At 32.8% G+C, this 24,585-nt stretch carries 17 protein-coding genes and 9 pseudogenes; 20 read left to right on the top strand and 6 right to left on the bottom strand.

All coding sequences use genetic code 11. From position 1 onward, the window contains the following. Nucleotides 1-4 precede the first annotated feature (4 nt). From DJ93_RS25075 to DJ93_RS25110, 8 genes and pseudogenes are all read left to right on the top strand, one after another. Entirely contained in the window at nt 5-793 is a 789-nt protein-coding gene (locus tag DJ93_RS25075; protein WP_042983777.1) for an enoyl-CoA hydratase, read from the top strand. Between the two features lie 2 nt (nt 794-795). Then, complete coding sequence (locus DJ93_RS25080) at nt 796-2,337, top strand: acyl-CoA carboxylase subunit beta (RefSeq protein WP_042983778.1); 1,542 nt, start codon at nt 796-798, stop codon at nt 2,335-2,337. Nucleotides 2,338-2,386: 49 nt separating this feature from the next. Next, a complete protein-coding gene (locus tag DJ93_RS25085) occupies nt 2,387-4,327 on the top strand; it encodes an AMP-binding protein (protein WP_042983779.1) in 1,941 nt (646 codons plus the stop codon). 161 nt (nt 4,328-4,488) lie between these two features. After that, nucleotides 4,489-4,845, top strand: a complete 357-nt coding sequence (locus DJ93_RS25090) for a hypothetical protein (protein ID WP_042983780.1) — start codon at nt 4,489-4,491, stop codon at nt 4,843-4,845. 152 nt (nt 4,846-4,997) lie between these two features. After that, on the top strand, nt 4,998-5,528 hold the full coding sequence (locus tag DJ93_RS25095) for a GNAT family N-acetyltransferase (protein WP_042983781.1): 531 nt from the start codon (nt 4,998-5,000) through the stop codon (nt 5,526-5,528). Nucleotides 5,529-5,595: 67 nt separating this feature from the next. Continuing rightward, a pseudogene (locus DJ93_RS25100) lies at nt 5,596-6,159 on the top strand (nucleoside/nucleotide kinase family protein); the annotation flags it as partial. Then, complete coding sequence (locus DJ93_RS25105) at nt 6,152-6,880, top strand: alpha/beta hydrolase (protein WP_042983783.1); 729 nt, start codon at nt 6,152-6,154, stop codon at nt 6,878-6,880. The pseudogene DJ93_RS25100 and the gene DJ93_RS25105, both read left to right, overlap by 8 nt. A 13-nt stretch (nt 6,881-6,893) precedes the next feature. Then, nucleotides 6,894-7,367, top strand: coding sequence for a DinB family protein (locus tag DJ93_RS25110; protein WP_042983784.1), 474 nt, complete (start codon nt 6,894-6,896; stop codon nt 7,365-7,367). 70 nt (nt 7,368-7,437) lie between these two features. Here DJ93_RS25110 and DJ93_RS25115 read toward each other — a convergent pair whose 3' ends face one another. From DJ93_RS25115 to DJ93_RS25125, 3 genes are all read right to left on the bottom strand, one after another. Beyond that, nucleotides 7,438-8,451 carry a D-alanyl-D-alanine carboxypeptidase family protein gene (locus DJ93_RS25115; RefSeq protein WP_042983785.1) on the bottom strand — a complete coding sequence of 338 codons (1,014 nt, stop codon included), beginning with the start codon at nt 8,449-8,451 and terminating at the stop codon, nt 7,438-7,440. Between the two features lie 177 nt (nt 8,452-8,628). Beyond that, entirely contained in the window at nt 8,629-9,786 is a 1,158-nt protein-coding gene (locus tag DJ93_RS25120; RefSeq protein WP_042983786.1) for a sensor histidine kinase, read from the bottom strand. Next, nucleotides 9,776-10,471 (bottom strand): response regulator transcription factor, encoded by a 696-nt coding sequence (locus DJ93_RS25125; RefSeq protein WP_042983787.1) that lies wholly within the window; start codon nt 10,469-10,471, stop codon nt 9,776-9,778. Before DJ93_RS25125 ends, DJ93_RS25120 begins: the two co-directional genes overlap by 11 nt. A 214-nt stretch (nt 10,472-10,685) precedes the next feature. Here DJ93_RS25125 and yqeK point away from each other — a divergent pair. The 8 genes and pseudogenes from yqeK (at nt 10,686) to DJ93_RS25160 (ending at nt 17,219) form a co-directional block, all read left to right on the top strand. Beyond that, nucleotides 10,686-11,260: pseudogene (yqeK, locus tag DJ93_RS25130) on the top strand (bis(5'-nucleosyl)-tetraphosphatase (symmetrical) YqeK). A 13-nt stretch (nt 11,261-11,273) separates the two neighbouring features. Further along, nucleotides 11,274-11,944, top strand: a pseudogene (locus DJ93_RS32450) (DUF3885 domain-containing protein). Nucleotides 11,945-11,968: 24 nt separating this feature from the next. Then, complete coding sequence (mtnN, locus tag DJ93_RS25140; protein WP_042983789.1) at nt 11,969-12,673, top strand: 5'-methylthioadenosine/S-adenosylhomocysteine nucleosidase; 705 nt, start codon at nt 11,969-11,971, stop codon at nt 12,671-12,673. 30 nt (nt 12,674-12,703) lie between these two features. Continuing rightward, a pseudogene (locus DJ93_RS25145) lies at nt 12,704-13,326 on the top strand (SDR family oxidoreductase). Nucleotides 13,327-13,336: 10 nt separating this feature from the next. Continuing rightward, nucleotides 13,337-14,080, top strand: a complete 744-nt coding sequence (locus DJ93_RS25150) for a class I SAM-dependent methyltransferase (RefSeq protein WP_042983790.1) — start codon at nt 13,337-13,339, stop codon at nt 14,078-14,080. 47 nt (nt 14,081-14,127) lie between these two features. Then, nucleotides 14,128-14,976 (top strand): GNAT family N-acetyltransferase, encoded by an 849-nt coding sequence (locus DJ93_RS25155; RefSeq protein ID WP_042983791.1) that lies wholly within the window; start codon nt 14,128-14,130, stop codon nt 14,974-14,976. A 126-nt stretch (nt 14,977-15,102) separates the two neighbouring features. Next, nucleotides 15,103-15,267: pseudogene (locus DJ93_RS34910) on the top strand (SRPBCC family protein); the annotation flags it as partial. A gap of 1,139 nt (nt 15,268-16,406) precedes the next feature. Next, nucleotides 16,407-17,219 (top strand): annotated as a pseudogene (locus DJ93_RS25160) (MerR family transcriptional regulator). A 110-nt stretch (nt 17,220-17,329) separates the two neighbouring features. Here DJ93_RS25160 and DJ93_RS25165 read toward each other — a convergent pair. Both DJ93_RS25165 and DJ93_RS25170 read right to left on the bottom strand, forming a co-directional pair. Beyond that, nucleotides 17,330-17,857: pseudogene (locus tag DJ93_RS25165) on the bottom strand (MFS transporter); the annotation flags it as partial. 145 nt (nt 17,858-18,002) lie between these two features. Further along, nucleotides 18,003-19,940, bottom strand: coding sequence for an alkyl/aryl-sulfatase (locus DJ93_RS25170; RefSeq protein ID WP_042983792.1), 1,938 nt, complete (start codon nt 19,938-19,940; stop codon nt 18,003-18,005). Between the two features lie 341 nt (nt 19,941-20,281). On the opposite strand from DJ93_RS25170, the pseudogene DJ93_RS32455 reads away from it, so the two are divergent. The 3 genes and pseudogenes from DJ93_RS32455 to DJ93_RS25185 all read left to right on the top strand — a co-directional run bounded on the left by DJ93_RS32455 (nt 20,282) and on the right by DJ93_RS25185 (nt 22,689). After that, nucleotides 20,282-20,577 (top strand): annotated as a pseudogene (locus tag DJ93_RS32455) (winged helix-turn-helix transcriptional regulator). 347 nt (nt 20,578-20,924) lie between these two features. Beyond that, on the top strand, nt 20,925-21,677 hold the full coding sequence (locus DJ93_RS25180) for a class I SAM-dependent methyltransferase (RefSeq protein ID WP_042983793.1): 753 nt from the start codon (nt 20,925-20,927) through the stop codon (nt 21,675-21,677). Between the two features lie 179 nt (nt 21,678-21,856). Continuing rightward, nucleotides 21,857-22,689: pseudogene (locus DJ93_RS25185) on the top strand (alpha/beta fold hydrolase). Nucleotides 22,690-22,823: 134 nt separating this feature from the next. On the opposite strand, the gene DJ93_RS25190 reads toward DJ93_RS25185, so the two are convergent. Continuing rightward, nucleotides 22,824-23,267: a carboxymuconolactone decarboxylase family protein gene (locus tag DJ93_RS25190; protein ID WP_042983794.1), complete on the bottom strand. Its 444-nt coding sequence runs from the start codon at nt 23,265-23,267 to the stop codon at nt 22,824-22,826. Nucleotides 23,268-23,707: 440 nt separating this feature from the next. On the opposite strand from DJ93_RS25190, the gene DJ93_RS25195 reads away from it, so the two are divergent. After that, entirely contained in the window at nt 23,708-24,502 is a 795-nt protein-coding gene (locus DJ93_RS25195; protein ID WP_042983795.1) for a VOC family protein, read from the top strand. Nucleotides 24,503-24,585 lie beyond the last annotated feature (83 nt).

Consider the following 24,585-nt stretch of genomic DNA (forward strand, 5'->3'; position numbering starts at 1 on the left):
GAAGATGCTACAATTACAAAATATTTCAATGGATTACGTAACACCGCACATTGTAAAGCTAACTTTAAACCGTGAAAGACAAGCGAATTCGTTATCGCTAGCATTATTAGAAGAGTTACAATCTATGTTAACTCAAATAAATGAAGAGTCTGATGTACGCGTTGTTATTATAACTGGAGCTGGTGAAAAAGCATTTTGTGCTGGTGCGGATTTAAAAGAACGTGCCAATATGAATGAAGAGCAAGTACGTCATGCTGTTGGAATGATTCGCTCCACTATGGATATGGTTGAACAACTCTCACAACCAGTTATCGCGGCAGTAAATGGCATCGCACTTGGTGGTGGCACTGAGTTAAGTTTAGCATGTGACTTTAGAATTGCAGCAGATACAGCGAGTCTTGGCCTGACTGAAACATCACTTGCTATTATTCCTGGAGCTGGTGGTACACAGCGTCTACCAAGATTAATTGGGGTTGGTAGAGCGAAAGAATTAATTTATACAGGAAGACGTATTTCAGCACAGGAAGCAATAGAATATGGATTAGTAGAATTTGTTGTACCAGCAAATTTATTAGAAGAGAAAGCAATTGAGATTGCAGGGAAAATTGCTAATAATGGTCCGGTTGCTGTTCGGTTAGCGAAACAAGCAATTTCAAATGGGATTCAAGTAGATTTACATACCGGATTACAAATGGAAAAGCAAGCGTATGAAGGTGTAATCCATACGAAAGATAGATTAGAAGGATTACAGGCATTTAAGGAAAAACGCAAGCCTATGTATAAGGGGGAGTAAATATGTTAGAGCAAAAACAACAATCTAATTCATTTGAAGAACGAGTTGAGACAATTAAACAAGGCGGAGCACCGAAATATCATGAACAAAATAAAGCAAAAGGAAAAATCTTTGTTCGAGATCGTTTAGCCCTTCTATTTGATAATGGCGAATATGTGGAAGATGCATTATTTGCAAATTGTGAACAAACAGGATTACCAGCGGATGGTGTTGTAACTGCAACTGGTAAAATACATGGCCGCACTGTATGTGTAATGGCAAATGATTCAACAGTTAAAGCTGGATCTTGGGGTTCACGTACAGTTGAAAAGATTTTACGTATTCAAGAAACAGCTGAAAAATTACGTGTTCCATTATTTTATTTAGTGGACTCTGCGGGTGCACGTATTACTGATCAAGTTGAAATGTTCCCAGGGCGCCGTGGTGCAGGAAGAATTTTTTACAATCAAGTAAAGTTATCAGGTAAAGTCCCTCAAATTTGCTTACTTTTTGGACCTTCAGCAGCTGGTGGTGCATATATTCCTGCATTTTGTGACGTTGTTATGATGGTTGAAGGAAATGCGTCTATGTATTTAGGTTCTCCGCGTATGGCTGAAATGGTTATCGGGGAAAAAGTAACATTAGAAGAAATGGGCGGCGCTCGTATGCATTGCTCTGTATCTGGATGCGGAGATGTTTTATGTAAAACAGAAGAAGATGCAATTGCTCAAGCTAGACAATATATTTCATATTTTCCAAGCAACTACTTAGAAAAGACTCCTACGGCTACACCTCAAGAACCGAAACATTTCGAAAAAACGTTAGAACAAATTATTCCAGAAAATCAAAATGCTCCTTTTAATATGAAAGATCTTATTAACCGAATTATTGATGAAGGCTCTTTCTTTGAAGTGAAAAAACTGTTTGCTCAAGAATTAATTACAGGTTTAGGGCGTATCGATGGTAAACCTGTTGGTATTATCGCAAATCAGCCACGTATGAAAGGTGGGGTATTATTCCACGATTCCGCTGATAAAGCAGCAAAGTTTATAAATTTATGTGATGCATATCATATCCCATTACTATTCCTTGCTGACGTACCTGGTTTTATGATTGGTACGAAAGTTGAGCGTGCTGGTATTATTCGTCACGGTGCAAAAATGATTTCCGCAATGAGTGAAGCAACTGTACCAAAAATTTCTATTATTGTTCGTAAAGCGTATGGAGCTGGTTTATACGCGATGGCAGGTCCCGCTTTTGAGCCAGATTGCTGTTTAGCATTACCGACAGCCTCAATCGCAGTAATGGGACCAGAAGCAGCTGTTAATGCTGTATATGCAAATAAAATTGCAGCTTTACCAGAAGAAGAGCGCGCAAGTTTTATTGCTGAAAAACGTGAAGAGTATAAAAAGGATATTGATATTTATCGACTAGCATCAGAGATGGTGATTGATGGTATTGTCCATCCAAATCATTTACGTGAAGAGTTAAAACAACGTTTCGAAATGTATATGAGTAAATATCAAGTGTTTACAGATCGTAAACATCCTGTTTATCCAGTATAAAAGCCCTTTTTAGGGCTTTCTTGTTCGAAAAATCAAGGAGGGGAAAACATTGAAACAAGCTGTTTGGTTTCCAACAGAAGAATACAAAGATAAAACGCGTTTATATGGCTGGATGAAATCATTAGGTTATGATGACTATGAAAATTTCTATAATAAGTCAATTGAAGAAACAGCGTGGTTTTGGGGAGAGGCCGAAAAAGCGGTAGGCTATCAATGGATGAAACCATATACGGAAGTATTAGATTTAGAAAATGGTACGCCATTTGCACAGTGGTATACTGGCGGAACGTGTAACGTTGTAGAATCTGTTTTATCTCGTTGGCTTGCAGAAGAAGAGACAAGATTGCAGCCTGCTCTTATGTATGAAGGAGAGAATGGTACATCAAAATCTTTCACATATGAAGAACTAGATAGCTGGGTAAGTCGTGTTGCAAACGGATTGAAACACGCAGGAATCGAGAAAGGCGATCGCGTAACGATTTATATGCCGATGATTCCTGAGACAGTTGTCGCTATGTTAGCCGTAATGAAAATTGGGGCGATTATATCTCCAATTTTCTCAGGTTTTGCCGCTGATGCAGTTATGACGCGTGTACAAGCAGCTGGTTCAAAAATGATTATTACAGCTGATGGATTCTCTCGTCGCGGGAAAATCGTTTCTTTAAAAGACGAGGTAGATAAAGCGTGTGAACATTGCCCGACTGTTGAGAAAGTTGTTATCGTTCGTCATGCAGGAAATGATTTTACACCGTATAACTATGATTTTTCATGGAGTACTTTAGAAAAAGAAAAGCCATTTATACATGCTGAGGAAATGAATAGTGATGATCCGCTCATGCTCATTTATACATCAGGAACGACTGGTAAGCCAAAAGGAACAGTGCACACACATGCTGGCTTCCCTTTAAAGGCTGCATTTGACGCAGGATTCGGTATGAATATTAAGCAAGGCGATCGTGTATTATGGGTAACTGACATGGGCTGGATGATGGGGCCGTTCTTATTATTTGGTTCACTTATTAATGGAGCAACAATGGTTATGTATGAAGGTGTTCCGGATTTCCCAGAAGTGGATCGATTATGGCAAACTGTTGATCAGTATGAAATTACTCACCTCGGTATTTCACCGACATTAATTCGCGCGTTGATGGCAAAAGGTGATGAATACGTACACAAGCACTCTTTAAAAAGTTTAGAAGTATTCGCATCAACAGGAGAACCTTGGAATCCAGATCCTTGGATGTGGCTTTTTGAAACAATTGGAAAAGGTAAAATTCCTATTTGTAACTATTCAGGTGGAACCGAAATTTCTGGTGGAATTTTCGGAAATGTTCTTATTAAACCAATTGCACCAATTAGTTTTAATGCATCTTTACCAGGGATGGCAGCAGTCGTGCTTGATGATCAAGGGAAGCCAATCCGCGATGTGGTTGGAGAATTATGTTTAGAAAAACCTTGGGTAGGTATGACAAAAAGCTTCTGGGAAGATGATGAACGTTATGTTAACACATATTGGTCACGTTTTGAAAATAAATGGGTGCATGGTGATTGGGTTATTTATGACGGTGAACAATATATTATTACAGGGCGTTCGGATGATACATTAAATATCGCGGGAAAACGTATCGGACCTGCTGAATATGAATCTATTCTTGTGAAACATAATGATGTAATAGAAGCAGCAGCAATTGGTGTACCTGATGATGTAAAAGGTGAAGTTTGTCATTGCTTCGTTGTTTTACGAGACGGTGTAGTACTTTCTGAAGAATTAAAGAAAGAATTACTGAATTTAGTAAATTCACATATAGGAAAAGCTTTATGTCCAAAAGATATTCACGTTGTAGAAGATTTACCGAAAACTCGTAATTCAAAAGTAATGAGACGTGTCATTAAAGCTGCGTACTTAGGAAAAGAGTTAGGGGATTTATCGTCACTTGTAAATCCAGAAGTAGTTACTTACATTCAAGGGCTACAATCTAATCAAATATAAAATGAGAAATGGGCTCTTTATACATGAGCTCATTTTTTTACGTATGTAAAGAGAATAGAGCACGGTACAAGCGCTTGTTTTTACTTTCTTACGTCTTTGTCACTGACACTTTTCATTGGTTGAACATATTTTATTTATAGAAAGATTAGGGGGGTGATATTTTGGCTTCTCATTTTAGTCGTTTTGGAAAGAAATGCTCTGGACATCATGATGATTGTTGGGACAAATTTGAAGAATGTAAAAGAGAGCACAATGAAAGATGTGATTGTTGCTGTGTGCAAGGAATTAGAGATGAGCTTAAAAAACTAGTAAATCATACAGTTCGTATTGATACAGAAGGACATAGCTATGCAGGTATTGTTACTTCAGTATCTTGTGATGTTGTTAAGCTTGCTGCTATACCTGGTTCTCATCCGGCAATTGTTTCTCTTTGTAAAATTGAAGCAATCGTACTAGCTACTACAACTGTTACTGCTAAACTTGATTTAGATGGTATTGATTTAGCAAATAAAGCATAATTATGCCATTTTCGTGTAAAGCCATTCTTGTGGATGGCTTTTTGTTATACATAAAAATAGAGGGAAAGTAATTTGATATCTAGAAGTTCATATGGAATGTATTTTTAGGACACTAATTAATTATAGGAATTTGTAAGGGAGCTAAAGAGAGTATGATTAAACTCGAATATTTTAAAAGAGAGGATTTTAAACAATTAATAAATTGGGTCTATTCCGAAGAATTTATAGTACAATGGGCAGGAACAGCATTTACATATCCATTAGATGAACAGCAATTAGAGAAGTATTTAGAGAATGCTAATCATGAAAATGCTCATGTATTTGCATATAAAGTTATAGATAAGAAGAGTGAAAAAGTTATCGGGCATATTTCGCTTGGACAGATAGATTCAATCAATAAATCTGCAAGAATTGGAAAAGTTTTAGTTGGTGATACAAGTATGAGAGGAAGATCTATCGGAAAGCAGATGATGCAATTGGCGCTTGCTGTTGCATTTAAAGAGTTAAAACTACATAGGGTTTCTCTTGGTGTGTTTGATTTTAATACACCAGCGATTGCGTGTTATGAAAAGATTGGTTTTGTAAAAGAAGGGTTATTACGAGATGCTAGGAAAGTAGGAAATAAGTATTGGAACCTGTGCGAAATGAGCATGTTGGAGCATGAATGGAAAAACAAACAGTAAGGAAGGTAAGGTTTATATAATTATATTATGTTGACTGTAAGCGATAAATTTTCGGAGGTAAACGACGAATCAAAAACCAAAAGTAATTACTATTGCAGCTGTTTCTGGAGGCGGGAGAACTACAATTACTGAGCAATTAACTCGTAAGTATAAAATTTCTAAAGCTTTATACTTTGATACTTATAAGTTTGATAACTGTCCTACAGACATATGTAAATGGATTGATGATGGAGCAGATTATGATGAGTGGATATTAACACCACTAATTACTGATATAAAGAATGATCTTAATAATGCTGAGCTAGATTATATCTTTTTAGATTATCCTTTTGCTTACTTAAATAGTGAAATGCGAGAATTGATTGATTTAACGATATATATCGACACTCCTTTAGACATTGCGATGGCTAGAAGAATTATGAGAGATTTTGCAGGGAATCGAGCAAGTGAAATACATGATGATTTAAAACATTATGTAACATTTGCTAGAAAAGCTTATTTAGAGACAACTAAAAATGTAAAACAAAATTCAGATATTGTTGTTAATGGTTCACTATCTGTAGGTGTGATAGTTGATCAATTAGTGGAAGAACTAAAAAGAAGAGAAGTGATTTTGAAGGGTTATTTGTAAAGAAGAATCTGTACAAATAGATGACTTTAAAATATATACAAAAATAGTACAAGGACAGAAGAAGCAACCGGCTATTATATTGGAAGCTGGTTATGGTGATTATTCAAAGGCTTGGGAGCATATTGCGGAAGAGCTTACTGAATACGGAACAGTACTTGTATATGATCGAGCTGGTTTAGGAAAAAGTGAAAAAAGTTTTAAACGACGTATTAGTTCTGAGATGGTAAAAGAGTTAAGAGGTGTTGTGCAGCAACTACAACTTAAGCCACCTTATATTTTAGTAGGGCATTCCTTTGGTGGCATCAATGTCAGGTTGTTCGCTTCTTCTTATCCAGAAGAAACGTTTGGAGTTGTATTAGTTGACTCAACACCTGAAAATTATAAACTAGATTTTTTACCAATCATGTCTCTTGAATTTCAAGAAGCTTATTACAAGCAATTTATATATGAAAGTACATACGAAGAATTTACGCATAGTTTAGGTGAAGCTACTGAATATTGTAAGTCGATGGGGGATATTCTGCTTGTTGTATTAGCTGCAGGAAAAAAAGCCTTTTATTCTAGAGAAGCACAAAAGAAATGGCTACAATTGCAAGAAGAGTTGTTACGTTTATCAACACAGCATAAATTTATGATTGCAGAAAATAGTGGTCATTATATTCAGAAGGATGAGCCTCAGCGTGTCATAGAGGCTGTTAAGTGGATTGTAAGTCAAACATAAAGAGTTAAGGGAGATGGTTCAGTTAGAAGCTTTATTTCGTTACAATTGGCAAGTAAGAGATGAGTGGTTTGAATGGTGTAAGCAGCTGCCTGAAAAGGAATTACTTTATAAACGAGTTGGGGGAGTAGGGAGTATTCTGCAAACACTATTTCATATTGTAGATGTCGAGTATAGCTGGATTAATGATCTTCAAGGGAAAGAAGATGTTGAACCAAAGTTCAAAGATTACCAGTCGCTTCAAAAAGTGCAAGAGTTATCTAGTGTATATAGAAGAGAGTTAGAAGTTTTTTTAAAAACATGGTCTGAAGACGTAGAGAATAAAATAGTAAAGGTTTCATGGACAAATAAAACGTACAAATACGGTGAAGTTTTGCGCCATGTAATTGCACATGAAATACATCATATAGGCCAGTTATCTATATGGTCTAGAGAATTGGATTTAAAACCTGTTTCAGCAAACTTAATCGGAAGAGGATTATTTTGTTAAAAGGAACAATAAAAAAAACCGACTTGTTATAAAAATAAAGTCGGTTTCTTTATGTGAAAGAGGTTATTAGTTAAAAATCATCTGAATTTTTTTTGCGTATATGTAGTAATACTGAAACAGCAACGATTAAGAAAATCGTTATTGTTTGTAGAAACAAATTTTTAAAATGCAGTAATGATGACCAAGAAGTAATAGAATTTTTTAGAGCTTGCAACGAGGAAAGATAAGTAGGATCAAAACCATAATTAAACAATTTTTTTGTTTCAATAAAAGAAGCGTTCTCCCCATCTGCCTCTAATATAACTGAAATTAATCTTGTATCTCCTTGTTTGGCTGTTCCGATAAAACTATAATTATCATTATTTGAGAAACTAGTTTGTAATCCATCAACACCTTTAAGTTTAATGTTTTGATCAAGTGAATAAATCATTTTGTTTGTATTAAAAACTTGAATATCTTTGAAGGTGAACTGATATGAAGTTAAACTAGTTATATGTAATATAGCTGGATAATCTGTTATTAAGCGCTGAGCTAATTTCGAAGCATCTAAAGCGGTTACTTTAGATGCTTTATTTTGCTCATTTGACATTCCGGTAGCTGTTACAAACGGAGTTTCTTGTGATAATCCTAATTGTTTCGCTTTTTCATTCATTAATTTTGTGAAATTCTTTTCGTTTTCAGATATATGTTCTGCTAGAGCGAGTGTTGCACGATTGTCTGCAGTCAAAAGTAGCGTATGAAATAAGTCACGGACCGTTACTTTATCCTTAGATGTTATATGAATAGGGTTAACTTCCATTCGAAAAGCCAGATTACTTGTTTTGACATAATCTTTCCATTGTATCGTACCATTCTGTATTTGTTCTAATACAATATATTCTGTCATCAACTTAGATAAGGTAGCTGATGGAAGGGTGGTATTTTCATTTTTTTTGTAAACAATTTCACCTGAAGAAGCATCTATTAAAATAGCTGATTTAGCTTGAACGATAGGACCATTTACATAAAGATAGAAATATAAAACAATAATTGCAGTGATAAGAAAAGATAAAAGTAAAATTGCTATTTTTTTAAAGAATTGCATAAGCGATCCTCCTACTATTACGTCAATATAACTATTGTAAAAAGGAATGCTTAACTAGGAAGAAAGAAAAGATAAAGAATTTCTAAAGAATTTTAAGGAATTATTAAAGTTTGGATATTCATGGAAAAAAGGTTCAATTCCTTATATATTAAGAAATTGAACCTTGAATAAAGATTGTCAGCATTTATATGGAAGTAATTTCACAGTGAAAGTAGTTTTTTCATCATCACTGTATACTTCAATTTTTCCATTATGGAGTTCAACGATACTTTTTGAAATTGCTAAACCAAGTCCAGATCCTCCAGTATGTGTGGAACGTGATTTTTCAACGCGATAAAAGCGTTCAAAAATATGAGGCAAATCAGTGCTTGGGATAGGTTGTCCATAATTTGTAATATCAATCGCGATCATATTATTACTTTCATAAGCGATCATATCAATATATTCTCCATCATTTCCGTACGTTATAGCATTGATAATTAAATTCTCAAATACACGTACTAATTTATCACCATCAGCAAGAACCATTAGTTTTTGAGGTGGGAAGGAAGGTCTACATTCAATATTAGCTTCTTGTACTTGCATACGAAATTGAACTGTTAGTTGTCCTAACAATTCAACAATATCGATAGGTACACAATTTAAACTTAGTTCTTTATTTTGAACACGTGTATATTCAAACAAATCATTCATTAACATGTTTAAACGAGTTACTTTATCGTAAATAACTTGAATGTAGTGACGTAACTCCACTTCATCTCTATAATTATCGTGATGAATTAAATTTACATATCCAACTATAGATGTAAGTGGTGTTCGTAAATCGTGTGATACATTTGTAATAAGTTCGCTCTTAGCTTGTTCAGTTTGTCTTTCTTCTTCAATAGAAACTTTTAATTGTTCTACAATTTGATTGACTCCTGTTGCTAAATCTTCTAAGTAATTATGTTGTAAAATAGAGACTTTGTGGTTAAAGTTTCCGTTGGCAATATAACGAATTTCTTCAATCATTTTTTTTATACAATCTTCATAATATAGTTTCTTTTCATGACGATAAAAAATATAAACATAAGAAGAAAAAATAGAAAATAAAAACAAATAAGAAATCATCATAATCCATAAAGATTCTTTTAAACCTCTATACTTTTCATAGCCAATAATTCTAATAAACTCCTTACCTAGCTCTGTTAAGGTAAGAGAACTATCAATTACACTTGTAACGAGGCGATATATGATTAGTTCGGTAATGGGGGTGAGTAAGATTGCTAGTAAAAGCCAAAAAATAATTTTCCATTTCGGAATGACTTTTAATATGTCAAATGCTTCATTTCTCAATTTTATAACCTACTCCCCAAACAGTGTGAATGAGCTTTTCTCCGTTTATTCCTGTTTCTAGCTTGTCGCGTAAATTACTAATGTGCACCATTACAGTTTTATTAGAACCATATCCGTCTTCATTCCAAACACGTTCAAATATTTCTTCTGAACTAAATACTCTACCTGTATTACTCGCAAGTAAGTATAAAATATCAAATTCAATAGACGTGAGTTTGATATATTCGCCATTCACTTTAACCGTATGATTATGCTTATGTATTTCAACCGTACGAATACGAATAATACCGTCGTCTTTCGTTTGTGATGCAGCATGTTGGAATGAAGATCTACGTAATAATGCCTTCACTCTAGCAATCAGTTCTAATGGATTGAAAGGTTTTATCATATAATCATCTGCACCTGTCATAAGCCCTAGTATTTTGTCCATATCCTCCGCTTTTGCACTAAGCATAAGAATAGGAACTGTATTATCCTCACGCACTTGTTGACAAACTTCTAATCCATTGCGTTTTGGCATCATAACATCTAGAATCATAAGATTCACTTCATGTATAGATAGCATATGTAAAGCTTCATCACCATCATAAGCTTTGTAAATATTGTAGCCTTCATTTCGTAAATACACAGCAAGTAACTCTACAATCTCTTTATCATCATCAATAATTAATATATTTTTATTCATTATAAATTTATATCCTTTCTCTACAATTAACCAACATTACTATAATAACAAATATTTACGTGTTTTGGAGTGAAGATTCAATATAAAATTTCATGTAACGTATTTAAAGGAATTAAAAAAACAAATAAAGAATATACAAGTAAGTGTTTATTTTATCTTCACGCTATATTTAAAAACAGTAATACTAAGGACGGGATCAATTAATGATATACACATGTTTAATCTAACTGGAAAAATAAAAGATGATATAAGATTCTTTTTGTTAGATTATAATAAAGAATTTACATTTAAACATTCTGTTCGTGTCGCAAATGAAGCAAGTAAAATCGCAAGAAGGTTTCACATAAATGAAGAAGAAGCCGCTATTGCAGGATATTTACATGATATTAGTGCAATATTTCCTAATGAAGAACGGATTGCAGTGGCAGAAGAATTGGGCATAGACATCTTACAAGAAGAGCGAGAATTTCCAATGATTATTCATCAAAAGTTATCAAGAGTAATTGCAAAAGAAATATTTAAAGTGGATGATGAACAAATTTTAAATGCAATTGGTTGCCACACCACTTTACGAAAAAATGCGACGAGAATGGATTTAGTATTGTTTGTGGCAGATAAAATAGAATGGGATCAAAAGGGGACCCCGCCATATATAATAAATGTAGAAAATGGATTAAAAAAATCATTGGAACACGCTGCATGCGCATATATATCATATTTATGGGAAAGAAAAGACACATTGAAAGTCTTGAAGAAGCGTATTGGTATTTAAATGAATTAGTAAATTAAGAAGGATATAAAAATGCAATTAAAAGAATATATGAATCATACATTTCCTGGAGTTACTTTAGTACCGTATATATTTTTTCAATGGGAAAATCATCTTCATTTTGATTTTGGAAAAGACACATACCAAATAAAAGAAGGCTCCGAGGATTTAAATATGGAATACTTCTCACAATTATATAAATATAACAAATGCTTATTTGAGGATATATTTTCAAAAAAGACACGGTGTTTTTAGTTATAAGTGTTTATAGGTTTAAAAAGGAGAAAGTAAAAAATCTGAAGAAAATAAAAGTATATATTCATTTTATTAAGAAGAAATATTTAAAGTTTCAAATAAGACAAGAAACTTTACCTTTTCTATTTGAAGAAGAAGCTGACTTGTACTATACGTATTAATTTTCTTTAAAATGTTTTGTAGAAGATATTAGGCATGTACCACTTATTCAAGCTGCTAATCATGAAGATTTCCCAGAGCTTTATCCACGTCTAGGTCGTAAGAAAGAAATCTCGTATCCAGATGTATTTCTCATAAACGCAACGAAAGATAGTATCATGTTTATTTATGATGATAGAGGATGTGAAGTAATTGCGAAGAATAAAGAAATGATACGAGATGTATATCAAAAATATAAAGAGTGGATTCCTTATGATGAACGAGAAAGTATAGACGATTTATTCCAATGAAAATAGGAGAAAGTGAGGTATGTAATGAAACGTATTGCGATAGTATCTGCTTGGGAACCAGAACTTACATATTTGCATCAACATTATCCAAGTGAGCGTGTAGAAAAACGGGCAGCTTGGGAATTTCATTTTCATTCTATCAATGATTTAGAAATAATATCAGTTATAACTGGTGTTGGGAAAGTAAGCTGTGCGAGTTGCGTGCAGTTATTAATAAGCGAATTTCAGCCAGAACAGTTATTTATGACGGGGATTTGCGGAAGCTTATCTGATAAAGTAAAAAACGGTCATATCGTTGTAGCTCTTAATACTTTACAGCACGATGTGACAGCCGCTGGTTCAGGAGAAGATAGTTTTAATCTATATACAGGTAGAACAGCAGCAATTGAAACAACGAAATCACTAGTAAAGCGAATGAAAAAAATGAGGTCTTATGATCCAGTCCATTTCGGTACTTTTTTATCAGGAGACCAGCGTATTCGCAGTGCTGAAATGAGATACTTGTTACATACTGTGTACGGAGCGTTAGCTGTGGATCAAGAAGTAGCAGCATTTGCGTACGTATGTCACATGAATAAAAAGCCGTTTCTATGTTTAAAAGTAGCTTCTGATCAAGCAAATGATAAAACGGCAGAAGAACAAAAAGTATATAAAATGCTGGCTTGTGAAAGAGCGTGTGAATATTTAATTGCTTTTTTACGTGTTCATGAAATAACTAAAACACATTAATGATGCATAAAAAGGAGTCTCATAGTAACCATGCAAACTAGAGATAAAATAGCGATTATTGGTGCAAAAGGAAAGGCTGGAAAATTCCTTGTAGAGCAAGCAATGCGAGAAGGCTACCATGTTCGAATTCTCACGCGGAATCCAGATCTAATAAGCAATTAGATATTGTGAAAGGAAATGCTCGTGATTTTTCAGCAATAGATCAATTACTGGAGGGCTGTAAAGCTGTTATTAATGCAGTAGGTCAACTTAAAAAAGAATCTTATATATTTAGTACGGTTACAAATCATATTTTAAAAGTAATGAAGAAATATAATGTAAAGCGATATATTCTTATTTCAGGAGGATTATTAAATGTACAGGAAGATAAGAAAGGAATCGCAAATAAGTTGGGAACAACTTTATTCCGAGTGTTTCTTCCAAAGATGATGAAAGATAAGTACAAGGAATTACAAGTAATACGAAATAGTGATGTGAATTGGACAATTGTTAGGTTGCCTTTTGTTGTAGAGGGAAAAGGGATTGGAGATGTAAAAGAAAGCTTACTAGACTTACCAGGGATAAAAATTCAAAATGGTGATATTGCTCCATTTGTAATCAAACAAATTAATAACGACGCGTATATACAAAAATGTCCGTTCATTTCAAATTAAGGGGTGAATCATATCGCTTAGTTACTACGGGGAACTGTGCACGAAAATATATGGAAGCGATAAATCAATTGCCAACGGAAAAGAACTAGATTTTTACCTTTCGTTTATAAAAAATAAAAGCATGGAAGTATTAGAACCAATGTGTGGAAATGGTAGAATGCTTATCCCTTTTATGCAAAAAGGTATTCATATTGAGGGATTTGACATTTCAGAGGAAATGCTTAAAGTTTGTAAAGAGAAAGCGGAAAAATTGGACTTAAATCCCATTGTATCACAAGAAAAAATAGAAGAATTTAAAAGAGAGAAAAAATATGATTTTATTATGATTCCTGTTGGATCATTTTCGCTTTTATCTGATAGTTTAGTAAATATAAGTCTACAAAATTTGAGGAATTGTCTAGGAGAGAATGGGAAATTACTTTTGACCATTGTAAAGAGTAATAATGAAACTGAGGAAATTCCTGATTGGATAGAAACAAACAGGAAAGTACTTAATAATGAATTAATTGTTGAATATAGAAAAGTACATTATGATGAGGAAAATAAAATTTTAAGTATTAAGTTGAAATATCAATTATTTAATAATGAGAAAATAAATAAAACGGAGATTATGGATTTTCCTATTCGTCTGTATGATTTAGAGGAATTTAAGAATATACTTATTTCCAATGGATTTAAACAAGTTAGTATTCACGAAATAAAGAACGGATATGGTGAAGGGAATTCGTTACATGTATTTGAGTGTGTAATTTAGTAAGGAGAAAACCATATTTTTCATTCATATCGGAGGATTGTTCTATCATGATTCTATATAAAAAATGCAGTGAAGTAAGTATAGAGTTAGTATATGAAGCTTTTAGGGATGGATTTTCAGATTATATTATTAAAATGGAAGTTTCAAAAGAAGATTTTATAAAGAGATTTTTCGGGCCAGAAGGAAATACATTAGAAAACTCCCACATCGCTTTAGATGGAGATAAACCTATTGGAATTATACTCGGCGGTATAAAGGTATATGAAAGTATAAAAACTATGCGCTGCGGTACTTTAGCAATTCATCCTGATTTTCGTGGGAGGGGTGTTAGCCAAAAGTTATTTGAACTTCATAAAAAAGAGGCTATTGAAAATGGCTGTAAACAACTTTTTCTTGAAGTAATTGTCGGTAATGACCGGGCGATCAAATTTTATAATAAATTAGGCTATGAAAAGGTATATGACCTTTCTTATTATCATTTAAAAGAACCTTCAAAAATAATAAAGACAAGTGCTAAAGATATTGAAGTAAAGCAACTAGAGTTTCAAGAATTTCAATCTAGAATACAGAAATGGCTTAACTTCCATATAAATTGGCAAAATGATATTAATTATATCGAAAAAACAAATAATACGTATTATGGTGCGTATGTTGATAATAATTTAAAAGGATGTATATGTGTAAATGAACACAGGAAAATAAGCTTTATTTTTGTAGACAAAGTCTATAGAAATGTGGGTATTGCGACGTATTTATTACAAACAGCAAGTAAAGAGTTACAGTTATCGTGTTTATCAATTGGATTTCCTAATAATAGTTTGCTTGAAGGCTTTTTAAAGAAATGTGGATTTGAAAAGAATTCGTTAGAACAATATGAGATGTACCTTTTGTTGTAATGAATAAGTAATTGGGGAATAAATAGTGAAATCGGAAAAACAAGTAGCTTTAACATGTATTACTCATGATCCATTAGCTAGTTTACTGCCAGCTATAAGAGAGTTAAAGGACGATTTAATAAAGTTGAATTAATAGATCATACACCGAAAGATATAGCAGGTTGGCATGTATGTTTAGATCTTTTTGCTTCCGCTTTAGATGTTAAAGAGAAAGAGTTTTCAAAGGAGGTTTGGAGGAACTTATATAATGAATATAAGACTGTTATTAGCCAAATGAAAAATAACGATTAAAGAACAGGCTAATTATTATGTGGTTATTATATTATAAAAATAACTTTTAAGTACAATAAAATGTTTAGATTAAAGACCGAAGACCGAACTAAATTGAATCAATAGTATAATTAAATATTAGAAGGAATGAAAGAATAAAAATATTTATTTCAATCGGAAATCAAATTCAAAATGAATATACATTAGTGTATATGTATTGTAAAAAAGAAAAATTTAAGTAAGGTTTCACTTTTGAAATAAAAGCAAATGAATCATTGGGGAATCGGAATATCTGTTACAACACCTTCCTTAAAAATGATTACAAGTACCATTGAAAGTCCAGACAAATAAAACTTTGAAACACATTTATTGAATATTATATTTTAAAGTTTTATTGCAGTTGTGGGAGGAGAAGAAATGGTAACTGAAAAAATCAAATTTAATGAGTATGGTAAATCAGAAAAAACGATTAACATGGATAGAATATTTATTTCATAAAAAAATAAATATATACGTTGGCTAACTGAAAATATTTCTAAAGGTGACTGTTTATCCTATAGTCAAAATAGTAAGAGGGTGATTGAACTAAAAATAAAAATATTACTATTAGTTGTAGTAGGTATTTTTATTGGTATTACTACTTATGGATTTATAATAAATATCAACGTGGATAATGATATACAAAATGAGGATCCTAAATTAATGTGTACAGATATTGTTAAATACACAGATTCAAGAGTTATAGACTAAAATAATAAGCCTGTATCAAATGTTAAGGTTTCTGAGAATAAACTTGCTGAAAAAGAACTTGCAATTACAAATTCAAAAGGTGAGTTTAGTTTTGGCACAGGTATTTGTGGTAAATTGCATTTACTATTTGTTTCTCCGTTCGGAATAATAATTGAAAAGAGGTATGATAGAGACAATATACCTAAGGTTATTAAATATATTATTAAGTGTATAAAAATGGATTGAAATAACAAATTATTATGTAATTATAACGTATTAAAAATGAGATTTGGAAAAGAAAACAACAGGTTGATGAATGTTGATGAATGGAATGGAAATATATTATATGATTTAGTGATTGACTCTTACATTATGTCATTATTTAAGCTATAGTTGAGCTTCGAAATAATTGAAATATTTAGGAGGAAACAATGGTTAGAATAGGAGATTTTTCAAAACTTTCTTCCATTAGCATTCGGATGTTGAGACATTACGATAAAATGGAATTATTACAACCAGAAAAAGTAGATGTACAAACTGGCTATCGTTATTATTCGGCTGCACAATTAAAGAAAGCAAATCAAATTCAAACTTTAAAAGATATGAGATTTAGCCTAGCCGCTATTAAAGAAATATTAGAGAGTAATAATATACAAATCACGAAAGAATATTTCTTTAATCGTAGTTCTTAAGTAAAGGAAGAAATGAAAGACCTTCAAAAACAGTTACGTCTCCTCGAAGACTCAATAAAAGCGATGAGAGAGGATGTTGTTGAAATGAATTATCATGTTTCTTTAAAAGAAATCCCTGCAAGGAACGTTGCAAGTGTTCGAAAGGTTATTCCATCTTATAATTGTGAAGGGGACTTATGGAATATACTTATGAAAGAAATAGGTATAAAAAATATAAATGTTGCTAATCCAAGTTATAGTATAGCTATATTCCATGATCATGAATATAAAGAGAATGATGTAGACGTTGAAATACAGATAGATGTTGTAGGTGAGTATGAAGATACAAAAAACGTTACATTTAAAATTGTGGAGTCATCTCTCATAGCGTTCATTACAGTGAATGGTAGTTATGAACAAATGACAGCAGTAAATGAAGCAGCTGCAAAATGGATTGAATCTGAAGGTTACGAACTATCAGGTCCGATGTTCAATATTTATCATGTTAGCCTAGCAACAGAGTCTGACCCTAATAAGTGGGTTACAGAAGTTTGTTATCCAATTAAAAAATGATGAGTAATGTAAAAAAGGCATATTATATATGCCTTTTTATTGTGTGGAGCTTTATCTGAAAGTAGTAGAATTGAGTATTTGATGGTTGGATTCGTCGATTGTTAATATATTTATAATTTTCGTATCGGCCTAAATAACGCAATAAAAACTTCAATTATTTTCGTGCAAGCTACCAAGGCGAATACAAAAACTGGATTATTGGAAGTAATGATTCCACCCACTAATGCTCCAAGTGGCATAGCTAAATGAGTAAGTACACGTGAAAATCCTAAAACTCTTCCTTGTATATGAGAAGGAATGATTTCTTGACGGACTGTTGCTACGATTGTATTCCATGCAATATTGCAGGTCATTGCAATTCCAAAAGCAATACCTGGTGCCAGCCAATAATTACTCCACAAAGCAATTGTTAATCCGAGTGCACCCGAAAATAGAAAAAGAGGAATAAGAACGCCACGTCGAAAACGTTTTTCTAACGGTACTGCAAGGATACTTCCAAAAAGGCCACCTATTCCAATTAGAGTATAATTGAAGCCACTTTGTTCAGAAGATAAGTGTAATGTGAACAGTAAATAGTACATAAAAACCGCTAAAACAGTACTTACTCCAAAGTTCCCTACCATTGCTTGAAGAGATAAGGTGGCATAGTAGTTACTTCTCCGAAAAAAGGAATTCCATTTACTGTACCTGTAGCTTATACACTGAACAATTAAGTGCCATTCCCCATAAGTTATTCTTTTGTTTAGAATAATTAATTCCTAAAAGTAAAAAACAATATTACTTTTAAGAAATAGGTGTCATAATATTGAAATTAGAATCTATTTTATCTTGTGCCGACAAGAATAATTGCCATTTATCTTTATCACCTTGAATAATGATAGTAGAGTTATTAGATTTATTATTTGTAGTCGCGAGCTCATATAATTTTTCTTTCCACATGGTAACTGTTACCTCTGCATCTTCTGCTAGTTCATTCTTCAAATATCTAAATATTCCACGCTTTATTTCTGTTGAGGCTACTTCATTTCGGTCTGGAATCACAAAGTTAATTTTATAATCATAATCCTCTGCCTGTATTCCATCTAATCGTATACTAAATAAATATAATATATTTTGAATTGGTAAGGCATTTAGCACCTCTGTAGATATAGTTGAGATTGGAATAGTTACATTACCTGAACGCAGTTCTTGGGCCCCCATTAAATATTCATTTCTCCAAGGACCTGATTCTGCGATATAACCAAGTTGTTCTAGAGCATCCGCGCATAAAAGCTTGGCATCTTTATTGTTAGGATTTGCATAAATAACTTGTTTCGTTACTTCTGCTACCCATTGATACTCTCCATTTTGGAAGGATTTCTTTGCTTTTTCTAATACAGCATCCTCACCACCCATATATGCCACATATTTTTTTGCTGAATCTTCTGGAAATAACTTATTTAAGTCTACTGGATTTCCATTATACCACCCTATATATTTTTGATAGACTGCCTTTGCGTTATGATTTACAGTCCCATAAAATGAATGATTGTACCATTCGTCTTTTAAACCTTTTGGAAGCTTTACCATTCTTCCTACCTTTTCTAATGTATAGCCTTGATTTATTAAACGTAAGGTTTGGTCATTGATATATTGGTATACATCTCTTTGTTTTTCCAAGTAATCTATACACTGTTGATTACCGAAACGCGGCCAATTATGAACTCCAAATATGCTGGTCAAGCTATCACCAAATAGATCAATGGCCTGTTGTAAATAATTTGCCCAAGCCACCGGATCTCTAACTTGTGAACCTCGTAAAGTATATAGATTATGAAGAGTTGCCGTACAATTTTCTGCAATACATAGAGATTTTTCACTTGGTATATATATATTCATTTCTGCAGGTGCTTCAGTACCCGGAGTGAGCTGAAACTGTATACTTACACCATCAATTAGCTTTTCTACACACTGCTCATTACCACTTTGTGATATTTCTTTCACATGATTAGTAAGAGTAATTGTGCCGGTAGAAATCTCTTTCCCTATCCCATTATCTATCAACCCTTTTTCATCATGTGGCAATACTACTCCGTACATATACATCGCACGTCTAGACATCGCTACTCCAGTAGTAACATTTTCTTCAATTACTGCTTTCATAAAACCTTCTGGAGCATATACGTTTATTTTTTTATCAGCACCCGACTGTAAAATACCTAAAATCCCCCCATAATGGTCTGTATGAGAGTGAGTCAAGATGATAGCACTAATTGGTCTATTTCCAAAATAATTGCTCACTAATTGAAGTGCAGCTTTTGCAGTTTCTTTAGAAGTTAAGCAATCAATTACAATCCAACCCGTATTTCCTCTAATAATGCTCATATTAGCAAGATCAAATCCCCTAACTTGATAGATACGATCTGTTATCTTATATAATCCAGAGTGGAGATTTAATTTACCTTGCTCCCACAGCTTGGGGTGAACTGTATCAGGTATTTGATCCTTTAATAAAAAAGAATATCTTGTTAAATCCCATACATGAGGAAAATTATTTTTTCCGTTAATGATAGGTAACGGTACCTGAACCAGTGTGTTCTTTCTAGATAATTCCCGCTCGATTTCTAATTTTTCCCATTCGATTCTTTTATATAAAGCATCATTTATTAAACGTGTTTTATGTGTCGCCGGTTTTCTAGTTTCGTTCAGTTCATCCCCTTGATTGTTATAATAAATAGTCATTCGGTTGCCTCCTTTTATTGATACTATAATTTATGGTTTATATAATTATTAAATACTTTGTTAAACGATAAAAAAACTTCCTAAATTGATAGGGACACAGCAAGTAAGAGTAGGATTCTTATTTCTATCCGCTCTACAAGGAGGTTTATGGAAAAATGGATACGAATAAAGAGAACTTTCTATACAAATAAGATACAATTTTATGCTGAAATATGTGACCTGTAATATCAGCGAACGAAATGTTTCATTAACAGCGCAATTTTAAGTAAACTATTTTATAAAGCCAAAGCAAATAAAATGTAAAAATAGGAAACATGATATGTGATGGGAGAGGTGAGAAAATGGATTTACAAGAACCAAAATTAAAAGGTGTAATAGCAACATTACAAATAATCGGTGGGAAATGGAAACCACTTATTTTATTTATATTACTAACAGATGGAACGAAGCGTTTTGGTGAACTAAAGCTCACATACCGGAAATATCCCAAGGAACATTAGCGAATTAGCTTCGTGAATTAGAACAAGATCAATTGATTCAACGTGAAATTTTTCAAGAAATACCACCTAAAATGGAATATGGCTTATCAAAACATGGAAGAACGGTCAGTGGTGTTTTGGATAGTATGTGTGGTTGAAGAAGGGGACATTTAGAATTTATTGATAACATGAAAATAGAAGATTAATATAAACAATAATTTTGTTATGTAAACTTATATGAAAGAAATAGACTGTTTATTTAATAACCTGTATTTTAGATATGTATAATGTGTTGTTATAGGATATAATGAATATAATCTTTCAAATGGGGTGAAGTCGATGTATTACCGTTTTGTTCGAAGTAACTAGTTTTTCGAGCTGGAAAAAACGCGTACCAGCCATTAAGGGAGAAGTATGCCCTTTTTCAAAATATAAACTTTGAATCTATTTCGGTAGTCGTCATTATTTATAGAGGAATACCCTTTTGAAAGGTGGATGTAATAAGATGAATGAATTAGAGTATAAAAACTTTTATGATAAAGTAGGAAAATCAAACGGTTGGAATTTTAGTAAACTAAATTATGTAACTGAAGGTGCTACATGGGGATTTTATGATGAAGTAAGAGAAAGATGTGCACCATTAGATGTTCTACTCGATGTTGGTACAGGCGGAGGAGAGAATATTCTAAAAATAGCATCTTCAGCTTTATTCTTAGTTGGAATTGATAATTCAAGTGGCATGATAGAAACGGCACAGTCTAACTTAAAAACAGCAGATGTGCCAAATGTTAATTTTTTCAGAATGGATTCAGCAGACTTGACGTTTCCACGTTCATTCTTTGATATTGCATCTAGTTGTCATGCACCATTTGTGGCGTCTGAACTAGCAAAAGTAATAAAAAAAGATGGTTTCTTCTTAACACAACAAGTTAGTGAGTCCGATAAATTAAACATAAAAGAGGCATTTGGCAGAGGACAATGTTTAGGTGAAAAAGAGGGCACTTTAAAAGAAAAGTATGTAAATGAACTAAGTAATGCAGGGTTTAATATTGTACAAATCCGTGAGTATGATGCAATCGATTATTATAAGACACCTGAAGATCTCATTTTCTTATTAAAACATACACCTATTATTCCTAGATTCGGTGAAAAAGAGGATGATTTTGATATTTTACAAAAGTTCGTATCAGCAAATAAAACAGAAAAGGGAATAAAGACCAATTCCAAACGATTTATGATAACGGCTGTTAATTCTTAATTCTTAATTCTTCCTACATGAACATCATTTTTTATTTGATAGACTCATGTATAAGGTGATTTCCTATAGTGGAAATCACCTTTTTGTGTAGGTATGAGATGACATAGTTCATGTGAAAAAGGAGATGGAAAAAATAATATAAATATAATATAAATTTAAAAATATGGAGGATAATTATTTTGAAACGTTATTTTATTAACAACGAAAAAATAAATGTGCATATTACTGATTGGGGAAATAAAAATAAACCAGTTATCTTTTGTTTACACGGATTAGGAAGTACGAGTTTAAGCTTTATAGAAATTGCAGAGCAACTGAAAGAAGATTATAGACTTATTTCGATTGATGCACCTGGACATGGTAAAACAGGGACATTTGAATGAGTTGAAGATTATGAGATGCAGAGTTTAGTGAAATGGTTAGATGAAGTATTACATACCCTTGAAATCGAAAAATTCTATTTCTTATCACATTCTCGGGGCAGTTTTGTGGCATTGTTTTATTTATTAGAGCATCCAGAAAAAGTACTAGGAAGCATTCTTATTGATGGAGGCTATCAATAAGAATGCACGAAGAAACTATGGAAGAGGAAATCTCTTATTATGAAAAAGACTTTGAAAAATATGTATTTGATAGTTGGGAAGCTTTCTTCAAAAGTGAAAAAAAGGCCTATACAAGATGGTCTCCATTGTTAGAAATAGCAGTAAAAGATCTCGGTTTAGAAAAGAACGATAAAGTGTATTTGCATGCAAGAGGTATAACAGCTAGTAGCATTATAAAAGGCATGCATAAGCATGAAACGATAGATATTTACGAGAAGATGCCACCTAACATAATACTACTTCGTGCCACATTCCCACATAACTGGGATGAATATAGAGGGAAGACGGCAACAATTTTTAAAGAGAAAACAGGAGGGACAGTAAAGTTAATTCCTGACACTACTCATATACTACATTGGGATAAGCCAGAGATAGTTGTAGAAGAAATAAGAAGAAATTGGTTTAAGTAATCAGTAGATTGATTGGTTTACATTACAGGAATCACCCCGTTTAAAGTGTATTCACTAAATGTACGGTGTAGGAAATAGTTACTATAGTATAGTCAAAAAAGAAACGAACACCTTAAGATGTCCGTTTAGCCTAATTATTTTTTATCTGGTGTATTGCCCATTGAAATAGAAAGTCTATTCCAACTATTAATTTGGTTAATAATTAATACAAGATCAATATATTGTTTCTCATCATACTGTTCACGTACGCGTTTATATAAGGATTCAGGAACTCTTTTAGCAGGAATGAGGGTAATATGTTCAGCTAGTTCAATAGCAACTTTTTCCTCAGGTGTATAAAAAGCACATTCATCCCAAGCACTTAAACAATAAATTCTTTGTTCAGTTTCACCTAATTTACGTGCATCAGATGTATGTAAATCTATACAGTAAGCACAACCATTAATTTGAGAAACTCTAATTTTTATAAGTTCTCTAGTAGTCCGATTAATTGTTGAATTCTTCGTATACTTTTCCATGTCCATCATAATCTTCATAGCATCAGGTGCAGCATCATAGTAAGAAATTCTTTGACTCATAAGACAACACTCCTTTGACTTTAAGATAGTATTATTATACCTTGATACGAACGTTTGTGCTAGTCATTTGTTTTTAAGGACTTCAAAATGAAGTTTTGTTAATAAATATTACTTAAAACCAAACTTTTAAAGCAATAAAAAATAATGCATCCTATTTAAGGTGCTATTCAAATATTGATACGAATTGCTGTATAGCAAAATAAAACAAGAATAAGCTGCGCTCGATACAGCTAATGTAAAATTTGTACCTGGAGAAAGAGCGATGGGTAAGATTGTAAAGATAAATTTAAAAACATTCACCTTTTTAAGTGTATCAACGAAGTTCTTCTACCACAAAAGTTGTAGTTTAATAATTTGAATTTCAACCTGCAGATTGATTTTTCCTGCTAGTTATTGGAATACAATACGAATAGACATAATGAATTGGGAGGTATATTACAATGATTACACACATTTCAGATATAAAACTGCAAACTGTATCAATAGAAGGCGTAAAACAAGTTTACAGAGATATATTATCTTTTCCAATAAAGAAAGAAACCACGACTTTCGTTCAATTTGAAATAACACCTTATACAACAATTAGTTTTCAAGAAATATATGAGCCAATTGCTCCAGCTCATTTTGCTTTTGAAATCCCATTTTCAAAGTTCCATGAAACTGCAAAGTGGCTTGGAAAATCAGGCGTACTCATAGTTAAATGGGCAGACGGTCACACAATTGATGAAGAAAATGGTCGATTAAATTTATATTTTCGAGATGGAGATGGCAACCTTCTTGAAATCATTGCACATAATTATGTTGAAGAAGATGTTTTAGTTCCGTATTCACCCCTTAACATTTTATATGTAAGAGAAATAGGCCTTCCAGTTAAAAGTGTACCTGTATTCACAAAATGGCTAAAATCTAATTTATGCATGAATACGATGGAAGATGGAGATATTTTCAATTTTGTCATTAGTGGCACGGCATATATTGTTGTGAGCTGGTGGCAACGACCTTGGATTCCGATCGCAATGAAGGCTTTGCCGCCAAAAGTACACATTTCTTTCGGAACACCGGATGCTATGTATTTACAAAAGATCCAAGAGAACTTCAAGAAAAATAGTGTTCTATTTGATTTTAGTCACAATGAAGTATCATTTATTCAAGAAAGATATTCGTTTTCTGTCGTGCATACTCCACAGTTTCATTCCGATATTCCAAAAAAATTAAAGCTACCACTTTCTATTTAATTGTAGGAAGTGGTAGTTTTAATTAGTTTTAAAGAAATGTAAAGATTAGTATTTTACATCATTATTCTGAAAGTTTTTGAAGT

Origin of the sequence: Bacillus clarus (assembly GCF_000746925.1) — a bacterium.
GTDB classification, from domain to species: domain Bacteria; phylum Bacillota; class Bacilli; order Bacillales; family Bacillaceae_G; genus Bacillus_A; species Bacillus_A clarus.